21 protein-coding genes are annotated in these 18,249 nt (G+C 74.3%); 10 read left to right on the top strand and 11 right to left on the bottom strand.

What is annotated here, in order from left to right; all coding sequences use genetic code 11:
- Positions 1-9 precede the first annotated feature (9 nt).
- Positions 10-564, top strand: coding sequence for a hypothetical protein (locus ACIGNX_RS25580; RefSeq protein WP_396543230.1), 555 nt, complete (start codon positions 10-12; stop codon positions 562-564).
- Here ACIGNX_RS25580 and ACIGNX_RS25575 read toward each other — a convergent pair.
- Entirely contained in the window at positions 491-1,240 is a 750-nt protein-coding gene (locus ACIGNX_RS25575; protein ID WP_396543229.1) for a helix-turn-helix transcriptional regulator, read from the bottom strand. The two genes, ACIGNX_RS25580 and ACIGNX_RS25575, sit on opposite strands and share 74 nt — an antisense overlap.
- 72 nt (positions 1,241-1,312) lie before the next feature.
- Between ACIGNX_RS25575 and ACIGNX_RS25570 the strand changes: the two genes are divergently transcribed.
- Positions 1,313-2,074 (top strand): ESX secretion-associated protein EspG, encoded by a 762-nt coding sequence (locus ACIGNX_RS25570; RefSeq protein WP_396543228.1) that lies wholly within the window; start codon positions 1,313-1,315, stop codon positions 2,072-2,074.
- 116 nt (positions 2,075-2,190) lie between these two features.
- On the opposite strand, the gene ACIGNX_RS25565 is transcribed toward ACIGNX_RS25570, so the two are convergent.
- Genes ACIGNX_RS25565 through ACIGNX_RS25550 form a run of 4 tightly spaced genes read right to left on the bottom strand, consistent with a single transcriptional unit; the run spans position 2,191 to position 4,503 of the window.
- On the bottom strand, positions 2,191-2,445 hold the full coding sequence (locus ACIGNX_RS25565) for a hypothetical protein (RefSeq protein WP_396543227.1): 255 nt from the start codon (positions 2,443-2,445) through the stop codon (positions 2,191-2,193).
- Positions 2,433-2,711, bottom strand: a complete 279-nt coding sequence (locus ACIGNX_RS25560; RefSeq protein WP_396543226.1) for a YbaB/EbfC family DNA-binding protein — start codon at positions 2,709-2,711, stop codon at positions 2,433-2,435. Before ACIGNX_RS25560 ends, ACIGNX_RS25565 begins: the two co-directional genes overlap by 13 nt.
- Entirely contained in the window at positions 2,708-3,727 is a 1,020-nt protein-coding gene (locus ACIGNX_RS25555) for a CHAP domain-containing protein (RefSeq protein WP_396543225.1), read from the bottom strand. The genes ACIGNX_RS25560 and ACIGNX_RS25555 overlap by 4 nt, the downstream gene beginning before the upstream one ends.
- On the bottom strand, positions 3,727-4,503 hold the full coding sequence (locus ACIGNX_RS25550) for a transglycosylase SLT domain-containing protein (protein WP_396543224.1): 777 nt from the start codon (positions 4,501-4,503) through the stop codon (positions 3,727-3,729). Before ACIGNX_RS25550 ends, ACIGNX_RS25555 begins: the two co-directional genes overlap by 1 nt.
- A 91-nt stretch (positions 4,504-4,594) precedes the next feature.
- Between ACIGNX_RS25550 and ACIGNX_RS25545 the strand changes: the two genes are divergently transcribed.
- Both ACIGNX_RS25545 and ACIGNX_RS25540 read left to right on the top strand, forming a co-directional pair.
- Positions 4,595-5,941, top strand: a complete 1,347-nt coding sequence (locus ACIGNX_RS25545) for a replication-associated recombination protein A (RefSeq protein WP_396543223.1) — start codon at positions 4,595-4,597, stop codon at positions 5,939-5,941.
- A 41-nt stretch (positions 5,942-5,982) separates the two neighbouring features.
- Positions 5,983-6,711, top strand: a complete 729-nt coding sequence (locus ACIGNX_RS25540; RefSeq protein ID WP_396543222.1) for an SAM-dependent methyltransferase — start codon at positions 5,983-5,985, stop codon at positions 6,709-6,711.
- Between the two features lie 55 nt (positions 6,712-6,766).
- Here the strand turns inward: ACIGNX_RS25540 and ACIGNX_RS25535 are convergent, their stop codons facing one another.
- The 5 genes from ACIGNX_RS25535 to ACIGNX_RS25515 all read right to left on the bottom strand — a co-directional run bounded on the left by ACIGNX_RS25535 (position 6,767) and on the right by ACIGNX_RS25515 (position 11,601).
- Positions 6,767-7,354 carry a GNAT family N-acetyltransferase gene (locus ACIGNX_RS25535; RefSeq protein ID WP_396543221.1) on the bottom strand — a complete coding sequence of 196 codons (588 nt, stop codon included), beginning with the start codon at positions 7,352-7,354 and terminating at the stop codon, positions 6,767-6,769.
- Positions 7,342-9,006, bottom strand: a complete 1,665-nt coding sequence (locus ACIGNX_RS25530; protein WP_396543220.1) for an IucA/IucC family protein — start codon at positions 9,004-9,006, stop codon at positions 7,342-7,344. The genes ACIGNX_RS25535 and ACIGNX_RS25530 overlap by 13 nt, the downstream gene beginning before the upstream one ends.
- Before the next feature lie 294 nt (positions 9,007-9,300).
- The gene (locus tag ACIGNX_RS25525; RefSeq protein WP_396543219.1) at positions 9,301-10,200 is read right to left on the bottom strand and encodes a sucrase ferredoxin; all 900 of its coding nucleotides are present in this window, start codon (positions 10,198-10,200) and stop codon (positions 9,301-9,303) included.
- Positions 10,201-10,255: 55 nt separating this feature from the next.
- Entirely contained in the window at positions 10,256-11,458 is a 1,203-nt protein-coding gene (locus ACIGNX_RS25520; RefSeq protein ID WP_396543218.1) for a cupin domain-containing protein, read from the bottom strand.
- On the bottom strand, positions 11,455-11,601 hold the full coding sequence (locus ACIGNX_RS25515; RefSeq protein ID WP_396543217.1) for a hypothetical protein: 147 nt from the start codon (positions 11,599-11,601) through the stop codon (positions 11,455-11,457). The genes ACIGNX_RS25520 and ACIGNX_RS25515 overlap by 4 nt, the downstream gene beginning before the upstream one ends.
- A gap of 220 nt (positions 11,602-11,821) precedes the next feature.
- On the opposite strand from ACIGNX_RS25515, the gene ACIGNX_RS25510 reads away from it, so the two are divergent.
- From ACIGNX_RS25510 to ACIGNX_RS25485, 6 genes are all read left to right on the top strand, one after another.
- The gene (locus ACIGNX_RS25510; protein WP_396543216.1) at positions 11,822-12,217 is read left to right on the top strand and encodes a DUF948 domain-containing protein; all 396 of its coding nucleotides are present in this window, start codon (positions 11,822-11,824) and stop codon (positions 12,215-12,217) included.
- Positions 12,214-12,483, top strand: coding sequence for a hypothetical protein (locus ACIGNX_RS25505; RefSeq protein WP_396543215.1), 270 nt, complete (start codon positions 12,214-12,216; stop codon positions 12,481-12,483). The genes ACIGNX_RS25510 and ACIGNX_RS25505 overlap by 4 nt, the downstream gene beginning before the upstream one ends.
- A gap of 80 nt (positions 12,484-12,563) precedes the next feature.
- Entirely contained in the window at positions 12,564-15,236 is a 2,673-nt protein-coding gene (alaS, locus tag ACIGNX_RS25500) for an alanine--tRNA ligase (protein WP_396543214.1), read from the top strand.
- Positions 15,223-15,735, top strand: coding sequence for a Holliday junction resolvase RuvX (ruvX, locus tag ACIGNX_RS25495; RefSeq protein ID WP_396543213.1), 513 nt, complete (start codon positions 15,223-15,225; stop codon positions 15,733-15,735). Before alaS ends, ruvX begins: the two co-directional genes overlap by 14 nt.
- On the top strand, positions 15,732-16,949 hold the full coding sequence (gene mltG / locus ACIGNX_RS25490; protein WP_396543212.1) for an endolytic transglycosylase MltG: 1,218 nt from the start codon (positions 15,732-15,734) through the stop codon (positions 16,947-16,949). The genes ruvX and mltG overlap by 4 nt, the downstream gene beginning before the upstream one ends.
- A gap of 2 nt (positions 16,950-16,951) precedes the next feature.
- Entirely contained in the window at positions 16,952-17,791 is an 840-nt protein-coding gene (locus tag ACIGNX_RS25485; protein WP_396543211.1) for a shikimate dehydrogenase, read from the top strand.
- Positions 17,792-17,960: 169 nt separating this feature from the next.
- Here ACIGNX_RS25485 and ACIGNX_RS25480 read toward each other — a convergent pair whose 3' ends face one another.
- Positions 17,961-18,230, bottom strand: coding sequence for an HPr family phosphocarrier protein (locus tag ACIGNX_RS25480; protein ID WP_396543210.1), 270 nt, complete (start codon positions 18,228-18,230; stop codon positions 17,961-17,963).
- Positions 18,231-18,249 lie beyond the last annotated feature (19 nt).

Raw genomic sequence — 18,249 nt, 5'->3', positions numbered from 1 at the left:
CTCGCTCCCGTGCCGGGGGTGACCCCGGTGGCATTAAGCACCCCCGAGCGCACCGCGGCCGACCTGCTGGAGGTCCTGCGCCGGATCAAGGGCACCCGCGACCCCGGGCTGGAGGTCTCCGCCACGCAGGCCGCCGAGCTGGCGCACCGCACCGGCGCGGGACTGCTGGCCGTGGTCGAGCACCGCGACGCCGACCCGGCGCTGCTCGTGGCGGGCGTGGTGCCCGTCGACCGGCCCGCCGACCCCGGCGAGCCCGCGTTCCACCTCGACGGGCCGGCGATCCGCGAGGTCACCAGGGGCGTGACGGCGACCGGCTACCCGGTGGTGATCGTGGAGCGCATCCCGGTGACCGGGCCGGGAGCCCAGCTGCAGGTCGTGGTGACCGACCCGGACCACCCGCGGATCGCGGTGTTCACGCTGCACTCGCCGACCGGGCGCGGCTGGCTGGAGGTCGCGGGCCTCGCGGGCCGGTTCGTGTCGGGCGTGGAGTTCAGCGGTTCCGGAACTCGCTCGGCGTCTGCCCGACCACCTGGCGGAACGTCCGGGAGAAGTGCGCGGCGCTGACGAAACCGCAGTCCTTGGCGATCTCGCCGATGCCGCGCGCGGCCTTGGCCGGGTCGGACAGCAACGCCTTGGCCCGGTCGATCCGCAGGCCGCGGATGCGCTCGGACACGCCCTGCCCGTCGTCGAACAGCTGGTAGAGGCGGCGGCGGGAGATGAACAGCGCCTCGGCGACCCGGTCCGCGCTCAGGGACGGGTCCGCCAGGTGCTCGCGCATGTAGTCCAACGCCTCGCGCCGCCGCGCCACCAGGGCGTCCACGCGTTCCAGCTCGGCGCGCAGCGCGCTGCGCAGCACGAGTTCGGCCAGGCCCAGCAGGTGGTGCGACAGGCCGTGCGGGTCGAGGGCGTGCGCGGCGGCGAGCACCTGGGCGATCGCGCCGGAGAACACCGCGTGCAGGGCGGCGTCGACCGGGACGGGTCGGAACATGAGCGGTTTCAGCTCGCCGAAGCCGACGGTGAGCCGCGCCTCGGCCACGGTCAGCATCACCACGTCCGGCAGCACGTGCAGCGCGCAATCGGGAAACCGAAGCGCGGCGCCGTTGCCGGGGACCCCGCCCGCGACCGTGCAGCCGACCAGCAGCTGGATGTGCTCCGGGGTGGCCGCACCCCCGCTGAGCGCGGCTTTGGCCGCGGCCGCGCCGGAGGCCCGCACAGTCAGGAACCCGCCGGCGACGTCCACGGGGAGCAGCGTAGCCACCGGTGTTGCCCAACCGGCCGCGCGCGAGGCCGCGGGCGGCTACCTTCTGGGCTCATGGCGCGACGTTCGGGGACCGCGGTCGTCCTGTCCCACCTGGAGTTCGACCTGCTGTGGGAGGACCTGGGCGCGGGTCACCCGCCCTACCCGCTCGAGGTGCCGTCGCACGGCGCGACGGTCGAGGAGCGGGACGAGCTGGGCACCCGCGTGCTGGGGTCGTTGACCGAGGCGGGGCTGGCCGACGGCTCGGACGTGTCGCCGGAGCTGGAGGACCTGTTCGCCCTGCTGGCGCACGGCGAGGTGTCGGTGGACGCGCTGGTCTTCCGGCCGCTGCCGTGGCGGGTGCTGGCGACCTCGCGCGGGCGGCGGGGCGTGCTGGCCGTGCTGAACGACCGCGAGGTGGCGCTGGAGCCGATCACCGACCTGGCGGCCGCGATGACGCGCGTGATCGGCGACGCGGCCGCCGGGCCGGGGGAGCAGGTGCGGATGCCGAGGTCCGTGTTCGCCGCCGCGATGGACGCCTACGCCCAGGCCGGCCACGCGGCCCTGGAACGGGCGCTGGCCCAAGCCGCCATCACCGGCCGCGCCACCCGTTCGATCACGACGCTGGTCGACTCGCCGCGCCGGTCGACCGGGCAACTGGCCGCGACGGGCCCGGCGGGCCGCACCCGCGTCCTGAGCTGGACCGAGACCGCCGCCGGCCGCTACGCCCTGACCACCGAGCAGGCCCCGGACGCCGAGTGGGTCCAGCTCTCCCCGGCCGACACCCCGTGGCTGACCCGCCACCTGGCCGCCCTGCTCTCCCAGGTCCGCGCCTGAGCGTCGAACTCACGGGTCCTGAACGTACGACTCTCGCGCCCCGAACGTAGGACTCTCGCGAGAGTCCTACGTTCAGGGCCCGTGTGTCGTACGTTCGCGACCCCCGAGTTCAACGCTCAGGACGTCAACAGGTGCGGTGGCACGACGTCGGCCAGGATCGACGTGCCCTGCGCCACGGCCGCCGCGGCGGCTTCGTCGGCCAGCCGGCGGACCAGCGCCGCCAGCTCGGCCGGCCGCACGGCCAGCGCCTCCCGCGTGAACGACAGGTCCACCGGCTTGCCGTGCAGGTCCACCACCACGGTCACGCCGGACGCCGACGCCTCCGCCCGCACGGCGTCCAACCGCTCGCCCAGCCCCATCACACCCGCCACGTCTCGGGAGTCGTGTCCTCGACCGACTCGACCATCGCCGTCCGCACGTCCAACCCCAGCGACGCCACCTCGTCGCCGACCAGGTGCCGCGCCCGCGCGTTCGCCCGCGCCGTCGCCGCGTCGACCAGCGCCAGGATCGCCCGCGCCAGCCCCGACTGCCCCAGCCGCACCGACCGCGAGTCGAGCACCAGGTCCCGCAGCCCGCCGCCGGGGCCCACCTCGACCGAGATCCCCGTGTCCGGGTCGTGCGCGTTGCCCGTGATCACGGGTGCACCCCTCCGTAGAACGTCGCCGAGCTGAGCCGGTGCGTGTTGCGCCGCACGCTGTCGCCCGAGTTGCCCTCGATCAGCGTCACGGTCCCGTCCGAGACCTTCTCCACGATGCCGATGTGCTTGCTGGTCGCCGGGCTGCTCGGCCCGGTCCCGAACAGCAGCACGTCACCCGGCCGCACGGCGCTCAACGACGTGTACGCCTTGCCGTGCTTCTGCCCCCACCGGAACACGTCGCCGGTGAACGGCAGGAGCGGGATGTCCACCCCGGCCCTGCGCCACATCGCCGTGGCGAACGACGAGCACCACGCCGCCGTCGGCCCGTACGGGTTGCGGTTGCTGCCCGGCGGGTTCTCCCGCGTGCCCAGCTCCTTGCGCGCGGCCGAGATGATCGTCCGGGAACGGCCGCGGGCGCGCGCCCGGGACGGCTTGGTCGAGCCGCGGGTGCGTTCGGCCCTGCCGTCCGCGACGCCGTCGTGCTCGACCTCCTTCTCCAACGCGCGCAGCCTGCGGGCGGCGTCCTCCAGCTCGCCCCGCACGTGCCGCACGGCCTCGGCGGTCTCCTTGGTGTACCCCGGCTCCAGGTCCGCGGCCTGCGCCACGGCCCTGAGCAGCGCCGCCTGCGTGCCGACGGCCTTGCCCGCGTCCAGCAGCCGGGTGGCCCGGTCCAGGTACTCGTCCACGGCCCGCCGCGCCCGCGCGTGCCCGGTCGTCAGCGCGCTGGTCACCCCGGCGACGACCTCCTCCGCGTCACGGGCCGCGTCGGCGGTCGTCCGCACCTGCGCGGCCAGCCGGCGCGAGCGCTTCTCGAAGCCCTCGGAGTTGTCGCCCTCCCAGTGCTCCAGCACGGTCCTGGCGGCCTTGCGCTGGTCCTCGTGCTGGTCGGTGAGCCCGGTCGCGGTCTGGTGCAGCGCGTACTGCACCTTCACCGCGTCGTCCTCCTTGCCCGCCAACGAGTTGCGGTGCCCGATCATGCTCTCGGCGAAGTGCCGGGCCATCGCCCTGGTGTCCACTAGCCCTCCCCTCCGCCGGTGAGACCGCCGCGGAACGAGCCGGCGATGTCGTCCTCCTGCTCCCGGTACGCGCGGGCGGCGCGACTCGCGGACGTCGCCAGCGCGTCGGTGTTGTGCGCGACCGCCTTGACCTGCTTGCGCAGCGCCGCGCCGAAGTTGTCCAGCGCCTCGGCGAAACCGGACTGCCTGCCGATGCGCCCGAAGCTGTCGTCGGCGATCTCCCGGACCTCCCGCACGTGCCGCCTGCCGAGCGCGGTGAGGTCGTCGGCCGAGTTCCGGGTCCGCCGCGCGTAGTCGCGCAGCACGCCGACGTCCACGGAGAACCCGCCGCCGCGCGAGCCACCGGAAGAACCACCGCGCGAGCCGCCGCCGGAGCCGCCCCCCGAACCGCCGCCGGAGCCGCCGCGCTTCATCGCCTCGACGCCCCGCCGCGCCTCGTCCAGGTGCCGCTTGTACGCGCCGTTGGTGTAGGTCGACCACGGTGTCCACGAACGACCGTCACCGGAGATCCTGTTCGCCGCGCGGGCGTTCTCCGCCGGGTCGAACAGCTCCCGGTTGGACCCCAGCCCGAACTCGCGCCGCCGCGCCGGACCCATCGCGCCCAGCATGTTGATCTGCCACAACCCGTAGGAGTTGTCCGGCGGGGTGGCGTTGTGCGCCCGCGGGTCGCCGCCGGACTCGGCCAGCGCGACCGCCACGGCGATCGTGAGGTCCTGCCTGCGGAACCCCGCGTCGTAGGCGTGCCGGGCGATCTGCTCCGGGCTCAACTCGCTCATGGCGCACACCCTGCCCGGCCGGCGACCCGCGCGGGAACCGCCGCTGCACGCTCGGACAGCGGCTGTGCACGGGGGAGCTACAGTCGAACGCGTGAACGAGGGCCTGTTCGACGACGGCTTGTTCGGCGTCGACCCGGAGGAGAAGGCGGCGCGCATCGCCGCCAACGCGCCGCTGGCCGTCCGGATGCGCCCGCGCACCCTGGACGAGGTCGTCGGGCAGGACCACCTGCTCGGGCCGGGCGCGCCGCTGCGCAGGCTGGTGGAGGGTTCGTCGCCCGCCTCGGTCATGCTCTACGGCCCGCCGGGCACCGGCAAGACGACGCTGGCCACGCTGGTCTCGCAGGCCACCGGTCGGCGGTTCGCGGCGCTGTCGGCGCTGTCGGCGGGCGTGAAGGAGGTGCGCGCGGTCATCGAGGAGGCACGCCGCCGCCTGGTCCGCTCCGGCGAGTCCACCGTGCTCTTCATCGACGAGGTGCACCGGTTCTCCAAGACCCAGCAGGACGCGCTGCTGGGCGCGGTGGAGGACCGGATCGTGCTGCTGGTCGCGGCGACCACGGAGAACCCGTTCTTCTCCGTCGTCTCGCCGCTGCTGTCCCGCTCGCTGGTGCTGCAACTGCGCCCGCTGACCGACGACGCGGTGCGCGAGCTGGTCCGGCGGGCCGTGGCGGACGAACGCGGCCTCGGCGGCGCGATCACCGTCGAGCCCGACGCCGAGGACCACCTGGTCCGGCTGGCGGGTGGGGACGCCCGGCGCGCGTTGACGGCGTTGGAGGCGGCGGCGGACGCGGTCGGCGACGGCGGTGCGCTGGACCTGGCGACGCTGGAGGCGACGGTCGACAAGGCGGCCGTGCGCTACGACCGGCAGGGCGACCAGCACTACGACGTGACGAGCGCGTTCATCAAGTCGATCCGCGGCTCGGACGTGGACGCGGCGCTGCACTACCTGGCCCGGATGATCGAGGCGGGGGAGGACCCCCGGTTCATCGCGCGGCGGCTCGTGATCCACGCCAGCGAGGACGTCGGCATGGCCGACCCGACGGCGTTGCAGACGTGCGTGGCCGCGGCGCAGGCCGTGCAGCTGATCGGGCTGCCGGAGTGCGCGCTGAACCTGGCCCAGGCGACCGTCCACCTGGCCACCGCGCCGAAGTCGAACGCCGTGACGACCGCGATCGGCGAGGCCATGGCGGACGTGCGCAAGGGCGCGATCGGCGCGGTGCCGGCGCACCTGCGCGACGGCCACTACGCGGGCGCCGCGAAGCTCGGCAACGCGCAGGGCTACCGCTACCCGCACGACGTGCCGGAAGGCGTGCTGACCCAGCAGTACCCGCCGGACGACCTGGTCGGCCGCGACTACTACCAGCCGACCGGGCGGGGAGCCGAGCGGGTGATCGCCGAACGGCTGCCGAAGCTGCGCCGGGTCGTGCGCGGCCAGGAGTAAATCCATTTCCGATCCGCCCGCGTTCTGACACGGTGTGGCTCGTGACGGACCCACCGCAGAACGGCCACGCCCTGCTCGACTTCAACTCGCCGCTCTCCGACGCGAAGGCGCACGACCTGATCTCCGGCCTGCGCCTGCGGTCGGGCGACTCGGTGGTCGACTACGGCTGCGGCTGGGCGGAACTGCTGCTGCGGGCGGTGGGGCACGTGCCGGGCGCGCGTGGCCTCGGCGTCGACAGCGACGAGCACGCCGTCACGCGCGGCCGGGCGAACGCGGAGGCCAGGGGCCTGGCCTCGCGCGTCGCGCTGGACCTGGCGGACGTCACCACGTGGGCCGCGGAACCCGCCGACGTGGCGATCTCGATCGGCGCGTCGCACGCGTGGGGCGGCACCGAGGGCACCCTGGAGGCCATGCACGCCCGCGTCCGCCCCGGTGGCGTCCTCCTGCTGGGGGACGCGTTCTGGGAGCGACCGCCCGGCCCGCGGTCGCTGGAGATCTTCGGCGAGGAGGGCTTCGGCACCCTCGCCGACCTGGTCGACCTGGCCCTGGCCCGCGGCTACCGCCCGCTCTCCCTCACCACCGCCACCGCGGACGAGTGGGACGCGTTCGAGTCCCGCTGGTGCGCGGCCCGGGAGCTGTGGCTCCTCGACCACCCGGACCACCCGGACGCCGACGAGGTGCGCCGCGTCGTCGACGAGCACCGCGACGGCTGGCTGAAGGGCTACCGGGGCGAACTCGGCTTCGCCTACCTGACCCTGGCCCGCCCGTAGGACCCCGGCCGCCTCGCCCGGCCGGGGATACCGGGCGAGGCGGCCGACCCGGCGCTCAGCGCGTGCGCACCATCAGCAGCGCGACCTTGTCCGGCAACAGCACCTCGCCCACCGGCGCGAACCCGGCCGCGAGGAACGACGCGATGGCGCGCCGGTTGCGCACGTCCGGCTCCAGCAGCACCCGCGTGCACCGCGGGTCCGCCTCGAACAGCGCCGTCGCCAGCACCGGCAGCAGCCCGCGCACCAGCCCCTGGTCGGTCATCGACAGCTCGCCGACCGCCACGTGCAGCCCGAGGTCGTGCGGCCGGGCGGGGTAGACCCGCGCCACCACGTCCCGGGCCGTCCGGTACACCTCCAGGTAGATCACCGGGTCCTCGTCCCGGCTCACCAGCACCGGCAGCGAGCGGCGGCCGGACAGCTGCCGGCGCAGCTCCCGCTCCCACTCCTCGCGCGGCCACGCCCGGTGCCAGAACGCGGCCACGTGCGGCGCCTGCATCCAGCGGTGCACCACGTCGAGGTCGGACGTGGCCGGGTCGACCACGCGGGCGTGCCAGCCGTCGGTGAGCACCGGCAGCGGGGGACCGGGCACGGCCGACAGGTCGCCGGTCGGTCGGTAGGCGTCGAGGTGGGTCACCGGGCGCACGTCGCCTCCCGCAGCGGGTTCGGCACGTCGACGCGCACCGGCCGCGCGTCGGGCGCGGCGGACCCCTCGTCGCGGTCGGCGAGCCCGGTCAGCAGGTGCGCCTCGGTCGGCAGCACGTCGGCGGTCAACCAGCGGCGGGCCAGCCGGTCGCCGTCCGGGCCCGCCTCGGCCAGCGCGGGCAGCGCCGCCTCCAGCCGCGACGCCAGCACGCCCAGCAGGGCGCGCTCGTCGGCCAGCCCCTCCACGCCGAGGCAGCCGATCACCGCGAACGCCTGGTCGTGCAGCAGGTGGTGCGTCAGCAGGTCGTCCACGACCGCGTCGTCCGCCACGGCCAAGGCCGTCCGCCCCGCGCCCAGCCGCTCCAGCACCCGCGGCAGGTGCGAGGCCGCCAGGTGGTGGCCCCGGTTGCCCCGGTAGCGCCCGCCGACGACCCGGCCCGCCGGGTCCAGCCGCACCAGCGTGTCCCGCTGGTGCGCCGCGAGCCCGATGCCGGTCTCGGCGTACAGCCGCAGCACCGGCACCAGCACGCGGTCGGTGTAGTCGGCGACCCACCGGGCCGCGTCCAGCCGCAGCACGAACTCGCCCAGCAGGGACCGCCCGATGCCGGGTCTGGGCGCCACCATGCCCGCCAGGCACCGCGAGTCGCCGAGGTCCGGCGGCACCTCGCGCACCACCACGTCGAGCCCCGTGACGTCACCGCCCTCGTCCACGGCGAGCCACGCCGGGTCGCGCACGAGGCTGAACTCCGGGTGCGCCTTCTCCGTGCCCGAGGCGTAGCCGGATTCGAGCAGCCGGTGCGCCTCCGCGCCCCGGCGCAGCTCGGCGGACGTCGACTCGTGCCGCGAGCCGGCGGTCCGCAGGCCCAGCGACAGCTCCAGCATCACCGGCGCGCCCGTCCGGTACACCGCGCGCAGGCTCGACGTGGGCGACCACGCCGGGCCCGACTCGCCCAGCGGCTCCAGCAGCCCCCGGGAGACCAGCGACGCGATCCGCGGCCTGGCCAGCAGGTCGTGCGCCTGCCACGGGTGCGCGGGCACCAGCACCCGACCGCGCCCGGGGTCGCGCCCCGCCAGCTCCGCCATCAACGTCGGCGCGTCCGGCCCGGTCACCGACCCGTGCGACACGACCTCCTCGGCGGCGGAGAACCAGAACAGCGGGAACGACCCGCGCAGCTCCGGCGCGTACCGGGCGTTGTCGGCGTCGGACAGGCCGTCGCGGCTGCGGGGCACGGGGTGGTGCGGGTGCCCGAGCATCAGCCGCTGCTCGCTGTCGAGGAACCGGTCCGCCGGGCCCACCGGCAGGCGCCGCCGGTAGGCCACGAACCCCGCGACCCGGCGCACCGACTCCGCCGTGCCCTCCACCAGGTCGGCCACCCGGCGGGCGCCGTCGTCGCCGGCGAGTTCCGCGCCCGCCAGCGCCGCCACCACCACGGGGTCGGCCGGCCTGCCCGCCAGCGTCACCGGACCGAACCGGTGCCACCCGGTCGGCGACGCGTACCGGACCCCGGCCTCCACCGGCAGCCCGAGCACGTCGACCCGCACCCGGTCGGTCACCGGCACGCCCAGCTCGCGCACCCAGCAGCGCAGCAACGCCTCCAGGTGCGCGTGCTCGGCGGTCGACCGGGGGTCGCCCGCCAGCGGATCGGGACTCATGCGGCTCCTTCCGCGGACGCCCGCTCGCCGGGGCGCGGCTGACGGGGGCGGGACACCGCCTGCCGGGCCGAGCCGTGACCTCGCGCGCGGACCGAGCCCGGTCGCGCGGTGCCCGGTGCCGAGAACCCGTGACGGTACGTGGTGTGACGATCACTCGCGTGACCACGGTAGCCAACGCGACCACGATCGAATCGACGCCAAACGGGGGACATGGCCCGCCGTCCCACCAGGTGGCACGCGTGCGCCGGGCGGTCCGCGCGAGGCGGCCGGGACCGGGCCGGGACCGGGCCGGGATCAGGCCGGGGTCAGCGCCCGCACGGTCCCGGTGGTGAAGGAGGAGGTGGTGAACCGGCCCGCGCAGCGGCTGCGGGCGGTGGCGTCCACGCGGGTGCGGCTGACGGCGACCTCGTAGGTCTGGTCGAGGCAACGCACCGTGACGACGCGCGACTCACCGGGCTCGGCCGCGCCTTCGGCATCCCGCTCCGCGACGGTCAGCACGGCGTCGAGGCCGCGCAGCCCGAGCTGCTTGCGCAGGGTGATCTCGGCGTACTGGGCCCACAGGCTCGGCGCGGACGACCGGCCGCGCAGCTGGTCCGGCAGCACCTGGCCCAGCCGCGCCGCCTTCGCCACGAGCGCCGCCTCGTCCGGGCTGAGCTGCCCGTGCATGAACCCGCTGGGCACGACCAGCAGGTTGCCCGCCCACACGTCACCGCCGACGTGGCTGACCTCCCACGTCTGGTCGGGGTGGTTCTTGTGCAGGGTGTCCGCGACCGGGCGGCCGAACACCGCGCAGCACATGTCCTTCTTGCCATGCGTGCACACCAGGAACAGCGACGAGTCCACCGGTTCGCCGTGGCCGCCGGCACCGCGGGCGACCGCGAGCAGGTCCAGGTCGCGCAGCTCGCCCAGGTCGGCCACCCGAATCCGCTCCAGCCACCGGTTCTCCGGGCGACCGCTGGCCACGTAGACGGTCCGCCCGTCGGCCGCGGTCCGGTGGTGCCTGCCCGGCCGCCGGATCAGCAGCGGGCGCAGGCCGAGCGACCGGGCCCGCGCCAGCACCTCCGGGTCGAACACCCCGTCGAGAGTGGTCTCCAGCGCGTTCGCCGCCCACGGACCCGGCGCCTCGACGAGCAGCCACGACGTCATCATCGTCGCTGTTCCGGCGGGGCTGCTGCCCAGCAGTCGCGTGACCACCGAGCAACCCGGCAAGCCATCCGAAGGCGAATGAGGCATGCCTTACCTTATCGGATCACTCCGGGGCGAGCACTCCGTGGCGGACCAGCTCGGCCAGCAGCGCCCGCACCGTGGTCCGGTCCAGCGCCGGCGCCCCGGCCTCCACCAGCGACTTCACCGTGTGCGCGGCACTGCCCACGAGCATTCGGAGAACCGGTGCCGCCGGTGCGGCGAACACCAGCCGCTGCCCGGCCGCCGACAGCGACACCGCGTCGGGCCCGACGTCGAGCACGGCCCGCGGCGTCAGCAGCCGCACCTCGGCCTCGTCCCCCTCGGGCAGCGGGTCCCGCGTCGCCGTCCACGGCAGGCCCGCGTGCTCGATCGCCGGCGCCAGGGCGTCGCGGTCGGCCAGGAAGCGGTCCACCAGCGTGGCGTCCATCAGCTCGACGACCTTGGCCCGCAACGCCTCCGCGCGGGCCGCGCGGTCCTCGGCCGGGGCGAATCGGGGCAGGTCCTCCCGGAACACCTCCTCCGACCGCAGCCGGTCCACCAGCCAGCTCATCAGGTCGATCCCCGTCGCCTGGTGCAGGCCGATCGTGAGGTGCAGCGACTCCTCGCCCATCGCCGACACGTCGTGCCAGTGGCCGCGCGGCACGTAGAGGGCGTCGCCGTCCTCCAGCACGAAGTCGTCCAGCGGTTCGGTGGTGGGCCGCTGCGGTGGCTCCACGTCCCGGGACAGCGGCACCGGGCGGGTCGCGCCGTACACGCGCCACCGCTTGCGCCCGGAGACCTGGAGGATGAGCGTGTCGTGGTCGTCCCAGTGCACGTCGAAGCCGTGCGTGACGCCCCACCCCGCGTACAGGTTGACCTGGACCCGTTCCCGGAACTCGTGCTCTAGGGCCAGGGCCAGCCGCCCGACCGGCGCGGACAGCTCCTGCACCGCGTCCAGGACCATGGTCGCGCCGCCGCGCAGCCGCTCGGCGAACGCCGCGGGCAGGATGCGGTGCACGACCCCGGCCCGGCCCGTCTCGACCGAGTCGGTGTAGGTGTGCTCGGGGATGCTCGCGCCGTCCTGCGCCAGGCGCAGCCGCGGGAACTGCAACCGGTGCTCGCGCAGCACCCGGTTGACCTCGGACCAGGGCATCAGTCCGGCGAACCGCCCGGCGGGGCCGGGGAACCTCCGGTGGACCCGGCCCACGACGGTGGAGAAGAACTGGCTGACCCCGACCGGTGCGACGAGGTCAGCCAACGTCAACGTCGTGCTGTCCGACCGGCTCACTTCTGGTCGGCGTCCTCGCCCGTGTCGTTGTCGGCGACCGCGCCGTTGGCCTTGCGGCGGTCGACCGCGGTGGTCAGCGCCTGCGCGCCGAGCAGCAGACCGCTGGACGGGGCCTCGAAGTACGTGTCGTTCTCCTGCGCCATGTCGGCTTCCTCCTCCGGGTGGTGAAGCTGGACAGGAAGATCACGTTACGGCAACGGGCGGTCCCGGGTCATCGGACGTTCGAGTACTTCTCACAGTTCACCGGGGGATGCCCGCGACCCGCCCATGACAGGCGCGGCGTCGATCCACCAGGGGCCGTCCGGGCGACCCGCGCTACCCTAGGGTGCCTCAACCACCGAGCCAGCCCCTCCAGGAGGATCCGTGTCGCCAGGGCAGATCGCCGCGCTGGTCGCCGCCGGCGCGTTCGTGCTGCTTGTGCTCCTGCTGGCGATCCCGTTGATCAAGCTGGGCCGGACGCTGGACGAGGCCACGATCGCCATCCGCAAGGCGCACCAGAACTCCGACCCGCTGTTCACCGGCGCGAACGCCACCATCACGCACGTGAACACGCAGTTGGAGCGGGTCGACGGCATCACCGCCAACGCCCGCGCGGTCACCGGCAACGTCTCCGCGCTGACCTCGCTGTTCACCGCCACCCTCGGTGGGCCGCTGGTGAAGGCCGCCGCGCTGTCCTACGGGGTGAGCAAGGCGATCCGCGCCCGGCGGGCGACCAAGGAGATCGCGAGCAAGCACACGCGACGCAGGGGCAGGCGATGAGGCGGCTGTTCTGGTTCGGGCTCGGCATCGCCGCCGGCGTGTTCGCCACCCGCAAGGCGGGCCAGGCCGCGCACGCCGCCACCCCCGCGGGCATCGGCGAGAACGTCGGCCAGGGCCTGCGCGAGCTGGCGGGCGCCATCGGCTCGTTCGGCGCCGAGGTGCGCGCCGGGATGTCGGAGCGCGAACAGGAGTTGCAGGACACCGTGGAACGTCGGACGGGCTTCGCCCCGGGACGGCGAGCGCGCAGGGCGGACGACGCCAGGTAGGCCGTTCGTCCGCCTCGCCGTGCCCGCCCGAGCCGTCGGCCCGGCCGACGGTGACCTCCACCCCCCGAAGGACGAGACCCGTGCAGACCCACGAGATCATCAAGCGCTTCCGCGAGCACTTCGAGAACGCCGGCCACAAGTACGTGCCCAGCGCCTCGCTCATCCTGGACGACCCCAACCTGCTGTTCGTCAACGCCGGCATGGTGCCGTTCAAGCCGTACTTCCTCGGCGAGGCCCCGCCGCCGTACAAGCGCGCCACGAGCATCCAGAAGTGCGTGCGCACCCCGGACATCGACGAGGTCGGCAAGACCACCCGGCACAACACGTTCTTCCAGATGGCCGGCAACTTCTCGTTCGGCGACTACTTCAAGGAAGACGCCATCCGGCTGGCCTGGGAGCTGGTCACCAAGTCGCAGGACGACGGCGGCTACGGCTTCGACCCCGAGCGCATCTGGGTGACCGTCTACCAGGACGACGACGAGGCCATCGAGCTGTGGCAGAAGGTCGCCGGCCTGCCCCAGGAGCGCATCCAGCGCCGTGACGGCAAGGACAACTACTGGGACATGGGCGTGCCCGGCCCCGGCGGCCCCTGCTCGGAGATCTACTACGACCGCGGGCCCGCCTACGGCGAGGACGGCGGCCCGGTCGTGGACGAGGACCGGTACCTGGAGATCTGGAACCTCGTCTTCATGCAGGACGAGCGCGGCGAGCTGAGCCCCAAGCTCGGCCACCGGCCCATCGGCTCGCTGCCGAACAAGAACATCGACACCGGCATGGGCGTCGAGCGCGTCGCCTTCCTGCTCCAGGGCGTCGACAACGTCTACGAGACCGACCTGGTGCGCCCGGTCATCGCCAAGGCCGAGGAGCTGTCCGGCCGCAAGTACGGCGACAACCCCGTGGACGACGTCCGGTTCCGGGTCATCGCCGACCACGCCCGCAGCGGCGTGCTGATCGTCGGCGACGGCGTCACCCCCGGCAACGAGGCCCGCGGCTACGTGCTGCGCCGGCTGCTGCGCCGCATCGTCCGCTCGGCCCGCCTGCTCGGCGTGACCGAGCCGGTGCTGGTGAAGTTCGCCGAGGTCGTCCGCGACGCCATGGGCCCGGCCTACCCCGACCTCGTCACCGGCTTCGCCCGGATCGAGCAGGTGCTCAAGGCCGAGGAGGAGACCTTCCTGCGCACGCTGGACGCCGGATCGCGGATCTTCGAGACGGCCGCGCAGCAGGTCAAGGCCGAGGGCCGCGCCACCCTGCCCGGCGACAAGGCCTTCCAGCTGCACGACACCTACGGCTTCCCGCTCGACCTCACCCTGGAGATGGCCGCCGAGGCCGGCCTGTCCGTGGACGAGGACGGGTTCCGCAAGCTGATGGCCGAGCAGCGCGCCCGCGCCAAGGCCGACGCCGCCGGCAAGAAGACCGGCCACGGCGACCAGACCGTGTACCGCGAGCTGCTGGAGCTGGGCGCCACCGAGTTCACCGGCTACACCGAGCTGGCCAGCGAGGCCACGCTGCGCGGCATCGTCAGCGGCGGCAGGCGCGTGAAGTCCGCCCGCGAGGGCGAGATCGTGGAGGTCGTGCTCGACCGCACCCCGCTGTACGCCGAGTCCGGCGGCCAGGAGAGCGACGCCGGCACGATCGTCACGGCCAACGCCGAGCTGGAGGTCGTGGACGTCCAGAAGGTGGCCCGCAAGCTGTGGGTGCACCAGGTGCGCGTGCTCAGCGGCGAGGTCGTCGAGGGCGAGCAGGTCGAGGCCAGGGTCGACCCGGAGTGGCGCGTCGGCGCCCGCCAGGGCCACTCCGGCACGCACGTCGTGCACGCCGCCCTGCGGCAGGTGCTCGGCCCGTCGGCCCTGCAGAGCGGCTCGTACAACAAGCCGGGCTACCTGCGGCTGGACTTCGCCTGGACCGGCGGCCTGTCCGACGAGACGCGCAGCGAGATCGAGGAGGTCTCCAACCTCGCCGTCCGCAAGGACCTGCCGGTGCGCGTGGTCTACACCGACATGGGCGGCGCCCAGGAGATGGGCGCGGTGGCCCTGTTCGGCGAGACCTACGACGAGACCGTGCGCGTGGTCGAGATCGGCGGGCCGTGGTCGCGCGAGCTGTGCGGTGGCACGCACGTCGAGCACTCGTCCCAGATCGGCCCGATCACCGTGATCGGCGAGTCGTCCGTCGGCTCCGGCGTGCGCCGGCTCGAGGCCTACGTCGGCATCGAGGCCTTCAAGTACCTGGCCCAGGAGCGGGCCCTGGTGCAGGGCGTCGCCGCCCTGCTCAAGGTGCCCGACGCCGAGGTGCCCGCCCGGGTCGAGGCCCTGGTGGAGCGGCTGCGGGCGGCCGAGAAGGAGCTGGAGAAGGTCAAGGCCGCCCAGCTCGTCGCCAACGCCGGTTCGCTGGCCGAGCAGGCCCTGGACGTGCGCGGGGTGTCCCTGGTGGCGCTGCGGCTGCCGGAGGGCACGTCGGGCGCCGACGTGCGGACCATCGCCGGCGAGGTGCGCAACCGGCTCGGCGCCAAGCCCGGCGTGGTCGGCCTGTTCGCCCCGGACGGCGACAAGGTGAGCTTCGTGGTGGCCACCACGCCCGCCGCCCGCGACCTGGGCCTGGCCGCCGGCAAGCTGGTGCCCGCCTTCGCCCCGGCCGTCGGTGGCCGCGGCGGCGGCAAGCCGGACCTCGCCCAGGGCGGCGGCACGAACCCGGCCGGTGTCGAGGACGCCATCACCGCCCTGCGCACCGAGGTGGACCGCGCCCTTGAGCAGCGCTGACCGCCCCGGCGTCGACGACCCCGGCCTCGGTCGGAGGCTGGGCGTCGACGTCGGCGCGGTGCGCGTCGGGGTGGCGCTGAGCGATCCGGGTGCGTTCCTGGCGACGCCGCTGGTTACCCTGGCCCGTGACGTGAAGACCGACCGGGACCTGCGGGACCTGGCCGGGCTGGTGGCCGAGCACGACGTGGTCGAGGTCGTGGTCGGCCTGCCCCGCACCCTGGCGGGCAGGCACGGGCCGGCGGCGGAGACGGCGGCGGCGTACGCTGCGGCGTTGGCCGAGCGCGTCGCACCGGTCCCGGTGCGGCTCACCGACGAGCGGTTGACCACCGTCACGGCGAGTCGGGTGCTCTCCGAGCGGGGGGTGCGCGGCAAGAAGCAGCGCGCCGTGGTCGACCAGGCCGCCGCGGTCGAGATCCTGCAATCCTGGCTCGACGCACGGGCGCGACAAGTGGCTCGATCCGCTGCGGAGCGGGCCCCCGGAGCTAAGGACGGCTCGTGAACGACGACCTCGGGTTGTTCACCGATCCCGACACCCGCGACGAGCGGGCGGCACGCGGCAAGGGCGACGCCGCGGCCCGCCGCGCCCGGCGCCGGAAGAAGCGGACGATCCTGTGGGTCGTCGTGGCGCTGGTGCTCACCGGCGGTGGTGTCGGCGCGTACTACGGGTACCGCACGTTGAGCGGCATCGGCTCGTACGACGACTTCACCGGCTCGGGCGAGAGCGACGTGGTGGTCGAGGTCAAGGACGGCGACCTGGTCACCACCATCGCGACCACGCTGAAGGAGCAGGGCGTGGTGGCCAGCTCGCGGGCGTTCACCGAGGCGGGCGCGGGCGACGCGCGGGTCACCGCCATCCAGCCCGGGTTCTACCTGATGAAGACGAAGATGTCCGGCGAGTCCGCGGTGGCGCGGATGGTCGACCCGGCGTCGAAGGTCGTGCCGCTGGAGGTCAAGGGCGGCTACGTGCTGCACGACATCACCGGGCCGGACGGCAAGGTGACCCCCGGCATCCTGGCGCGGCTGTCCGAGGCGTCGTGCGTGGAGATGGGCGGCGCGAAGCAGTGCGTGACGCCCCAGCAGCTGCGTGACGCGGCGGACAACGCCGACCCGGCCGCGCTCGGCATCCCCGACTGGGCGCGGCCCGACGTCGCGGCCGCGCCGAAGGCGAACCGGCTGGAAGGGCTCATCGTCCCCGGCCTGTACCACCTCAAGCCGGGCGCGGACGCCACCGAGCTGCTCAAGAGCGTCATCACCACGTCGATGGGCCGGTTGCAGGGCTACGGCATCCCCGCGAGCGCCGGCAAGACCGGGTTCCGGCCCTACGAGGTGCTGGTCATCGCCTCCCTGATCGAGAAGGAGGGCCTGACCAAGGACTTCGGCAAGATCTCCCGGGTGATCTACAGCCGGCTCGCCAAGCCGCAGCGGCTGGAGCTGGACTCCACGGTCAACTACAAGCTCGACCGGCCGATCATCACCACCAGCGACGAGGACCGCGCGGCGTCCGGGCCCTACAACACCTACCAGGTGCAGGGGCTGCCGCCGACGCCGATCGGCTCGCCCGGCCGCGAGGCGGTCACGGCGGCCATCACGCCCGAGGACGGGCAGTGGATGTACTTCGTGAAGTGCCAGAAGGACGGCACGACGTGCTTCACGAACACCTACGAGGAGCACCTGGCCGTGTCGGACAAGGCACGCGCGGAAGGCGTCTTCTGACCGTGGGTCGTCGTGCGGCGGTCATCGGCTCGCCGGTGGCCCACTCGTTGTCGCCGGTGCTGCACAACGCGGCGTTCGCGGCGCTGGGCCTGTCGGACTGGGAGTACACGCGGGTGGAGTGCGCGGCCGACGGGGTCGCGCCGCTGGTCGCGGGCCTGGACCCGTCGTGGGCGGGCCTGTCGGTGACCATGCCGGGCAAGCGGGCGGCGCTGGCCGCGGCGACGGTCGCGACACCCCGGGCCGTGCGGGTCGGTGCGGCGAACACGCTGGTGCCCGTCGAGGGCGGGTGGCGCGCGGACAACACCGACGTGGACGGGGTGCTGGGCGCGTTGCGCGCCGCGTGCGGCTTCACGTCGGGCTCGCGCGCAGTGCTGCTCGGGGCGGGTGGCACGGCCACGGCCGCCCTGGTCGCGCTGGCCTCGGCGGGCGTCCGGGCGGTGTCGCTGGTGGTCCGCTCGGCGAGCCGGGCGGCGGAGGCGGAGTCGTGCGCGTCCCGCCTGGGCCTGGCGCTGGACGTGGTGACGTGGGACGCGGCCGACTTCGCGGCCCTGGCCTCGGCGTCGGACGTGCTGGTGAGCACCGTGCCGCCGGAGGCGACCGGGCCGATCGCCGCCGAGCTGGCCGAGGCGCCGTGCGTGCTGGACGTCGTCTACCACCCGTGGCCGACGCCGCTGGCGCGGGCGGTGGCCGAGCGGGGCCGCACCCTGGCCACCGGCCTGGACATGCTGCTGCACCAGGCGTTCGGCCAGTCGGAGCAGTTCACGGGCCGGCCGGCACCGCGCGAGGCGATGCGCGCCGCCCTCCGCACCGCCACCGGCAACCTCCTCCCCCTCCCGCTCTGACCCGTGTGTCGTCCCCTCAGGTCTCGTGAGTCCTACGTCCAGGTCTCGTGAGTCCTACGTTCGGGCTTCGTGAGTCCTACGTCCAGGACCCCCGAGTTCAACACTCGCGCACGCCACCGGGCCCTGCTCGCGAGGGTGCGAGCAGGGCCCGGTGGCGTGCGAAGGGGGATCAGCCCTCGTCGAGGTCGGTGCCGATGATCTCCGCGATGGCGTCCAGCGCGGCGTCCGCGCCGTCGCCGTCCGCGGCCAGGACGACCTCGTCCCCGTGCATCGCGCCGAGCGTCATCAGACCCAGCACGCTCGCCGCCTCGACCGGTTGGCCGTCGTCCTTGCGGATGGTGACCTTCACCGGTTGCCCGGCCGCCGCCTTCGCCAGCAGCGCCGCGGGGCGCGCGTGCAGTCCGACCTTGCTGGCCACGGTGACCCGTCGCTCAGGCATGACCCGTCCTCTCGTTCCG

Origin of the sequence: Actinosynnema sp. NPDC053489 (assembly GCF_044544865.1) — a bacterium.
Classification (GTDB): Bacteria; Actinomycetota; Actinomycetes; order Mycobacteriales; family Pseudonocardiaceae; genus Actinosynnema.
The sequence above is the reverse complement of the archived record's forward strand: the minus strand, read 5'-3'. Positions and strand labels throughout refer to the sequence as shown.

Coding starts and splice junctions, on each gene's coding strand:
- ACIGNX_RS25550 (WP_396543224.1), bottom strand. CDS start 4,503: ATGAGCGAGTTGAGCCCGGAGCAGATCGCCCGGCACGCCTACGACGCG.
- ACIGNX_RS25480 (WP_396543210.1), bottom strand. CDS start 18,230: ATGCCTGAGCGACGGGTCACCGTGGCCAGCAAGGTCGGACTGCACGCG.
- ACIGNX_RS25505 (WP_396543215.1), top strand. CDS start 12,214: ATGAGGCGGCTGTTCTGGTTCGGGCTCGGCATCGCCGCCGGCGTGTTC.
- ACIGNX_RS25570 (WP_396543228.1), top strand. CDS start 1,313: ATGGCGCGACGTTCGGGGACCGCGGTCGTCCTGTCCCACCTGGAGTTC.
- ACIGNX_RS25530 (WP_396543220.1), bottom strand. CDS start 9,006: ATGAGTCCCGATCCGCTGGCGGGCGACCCCCGGTCGACCGCCGAGCAC.
- ACIGNX_RS25515 (WP_396543217.1), bottom strand. CDS start 11,601: ATGGCGCAGGAGAACGACACGTACTTCGAGGCCCCGTCCAGCGGTCTG.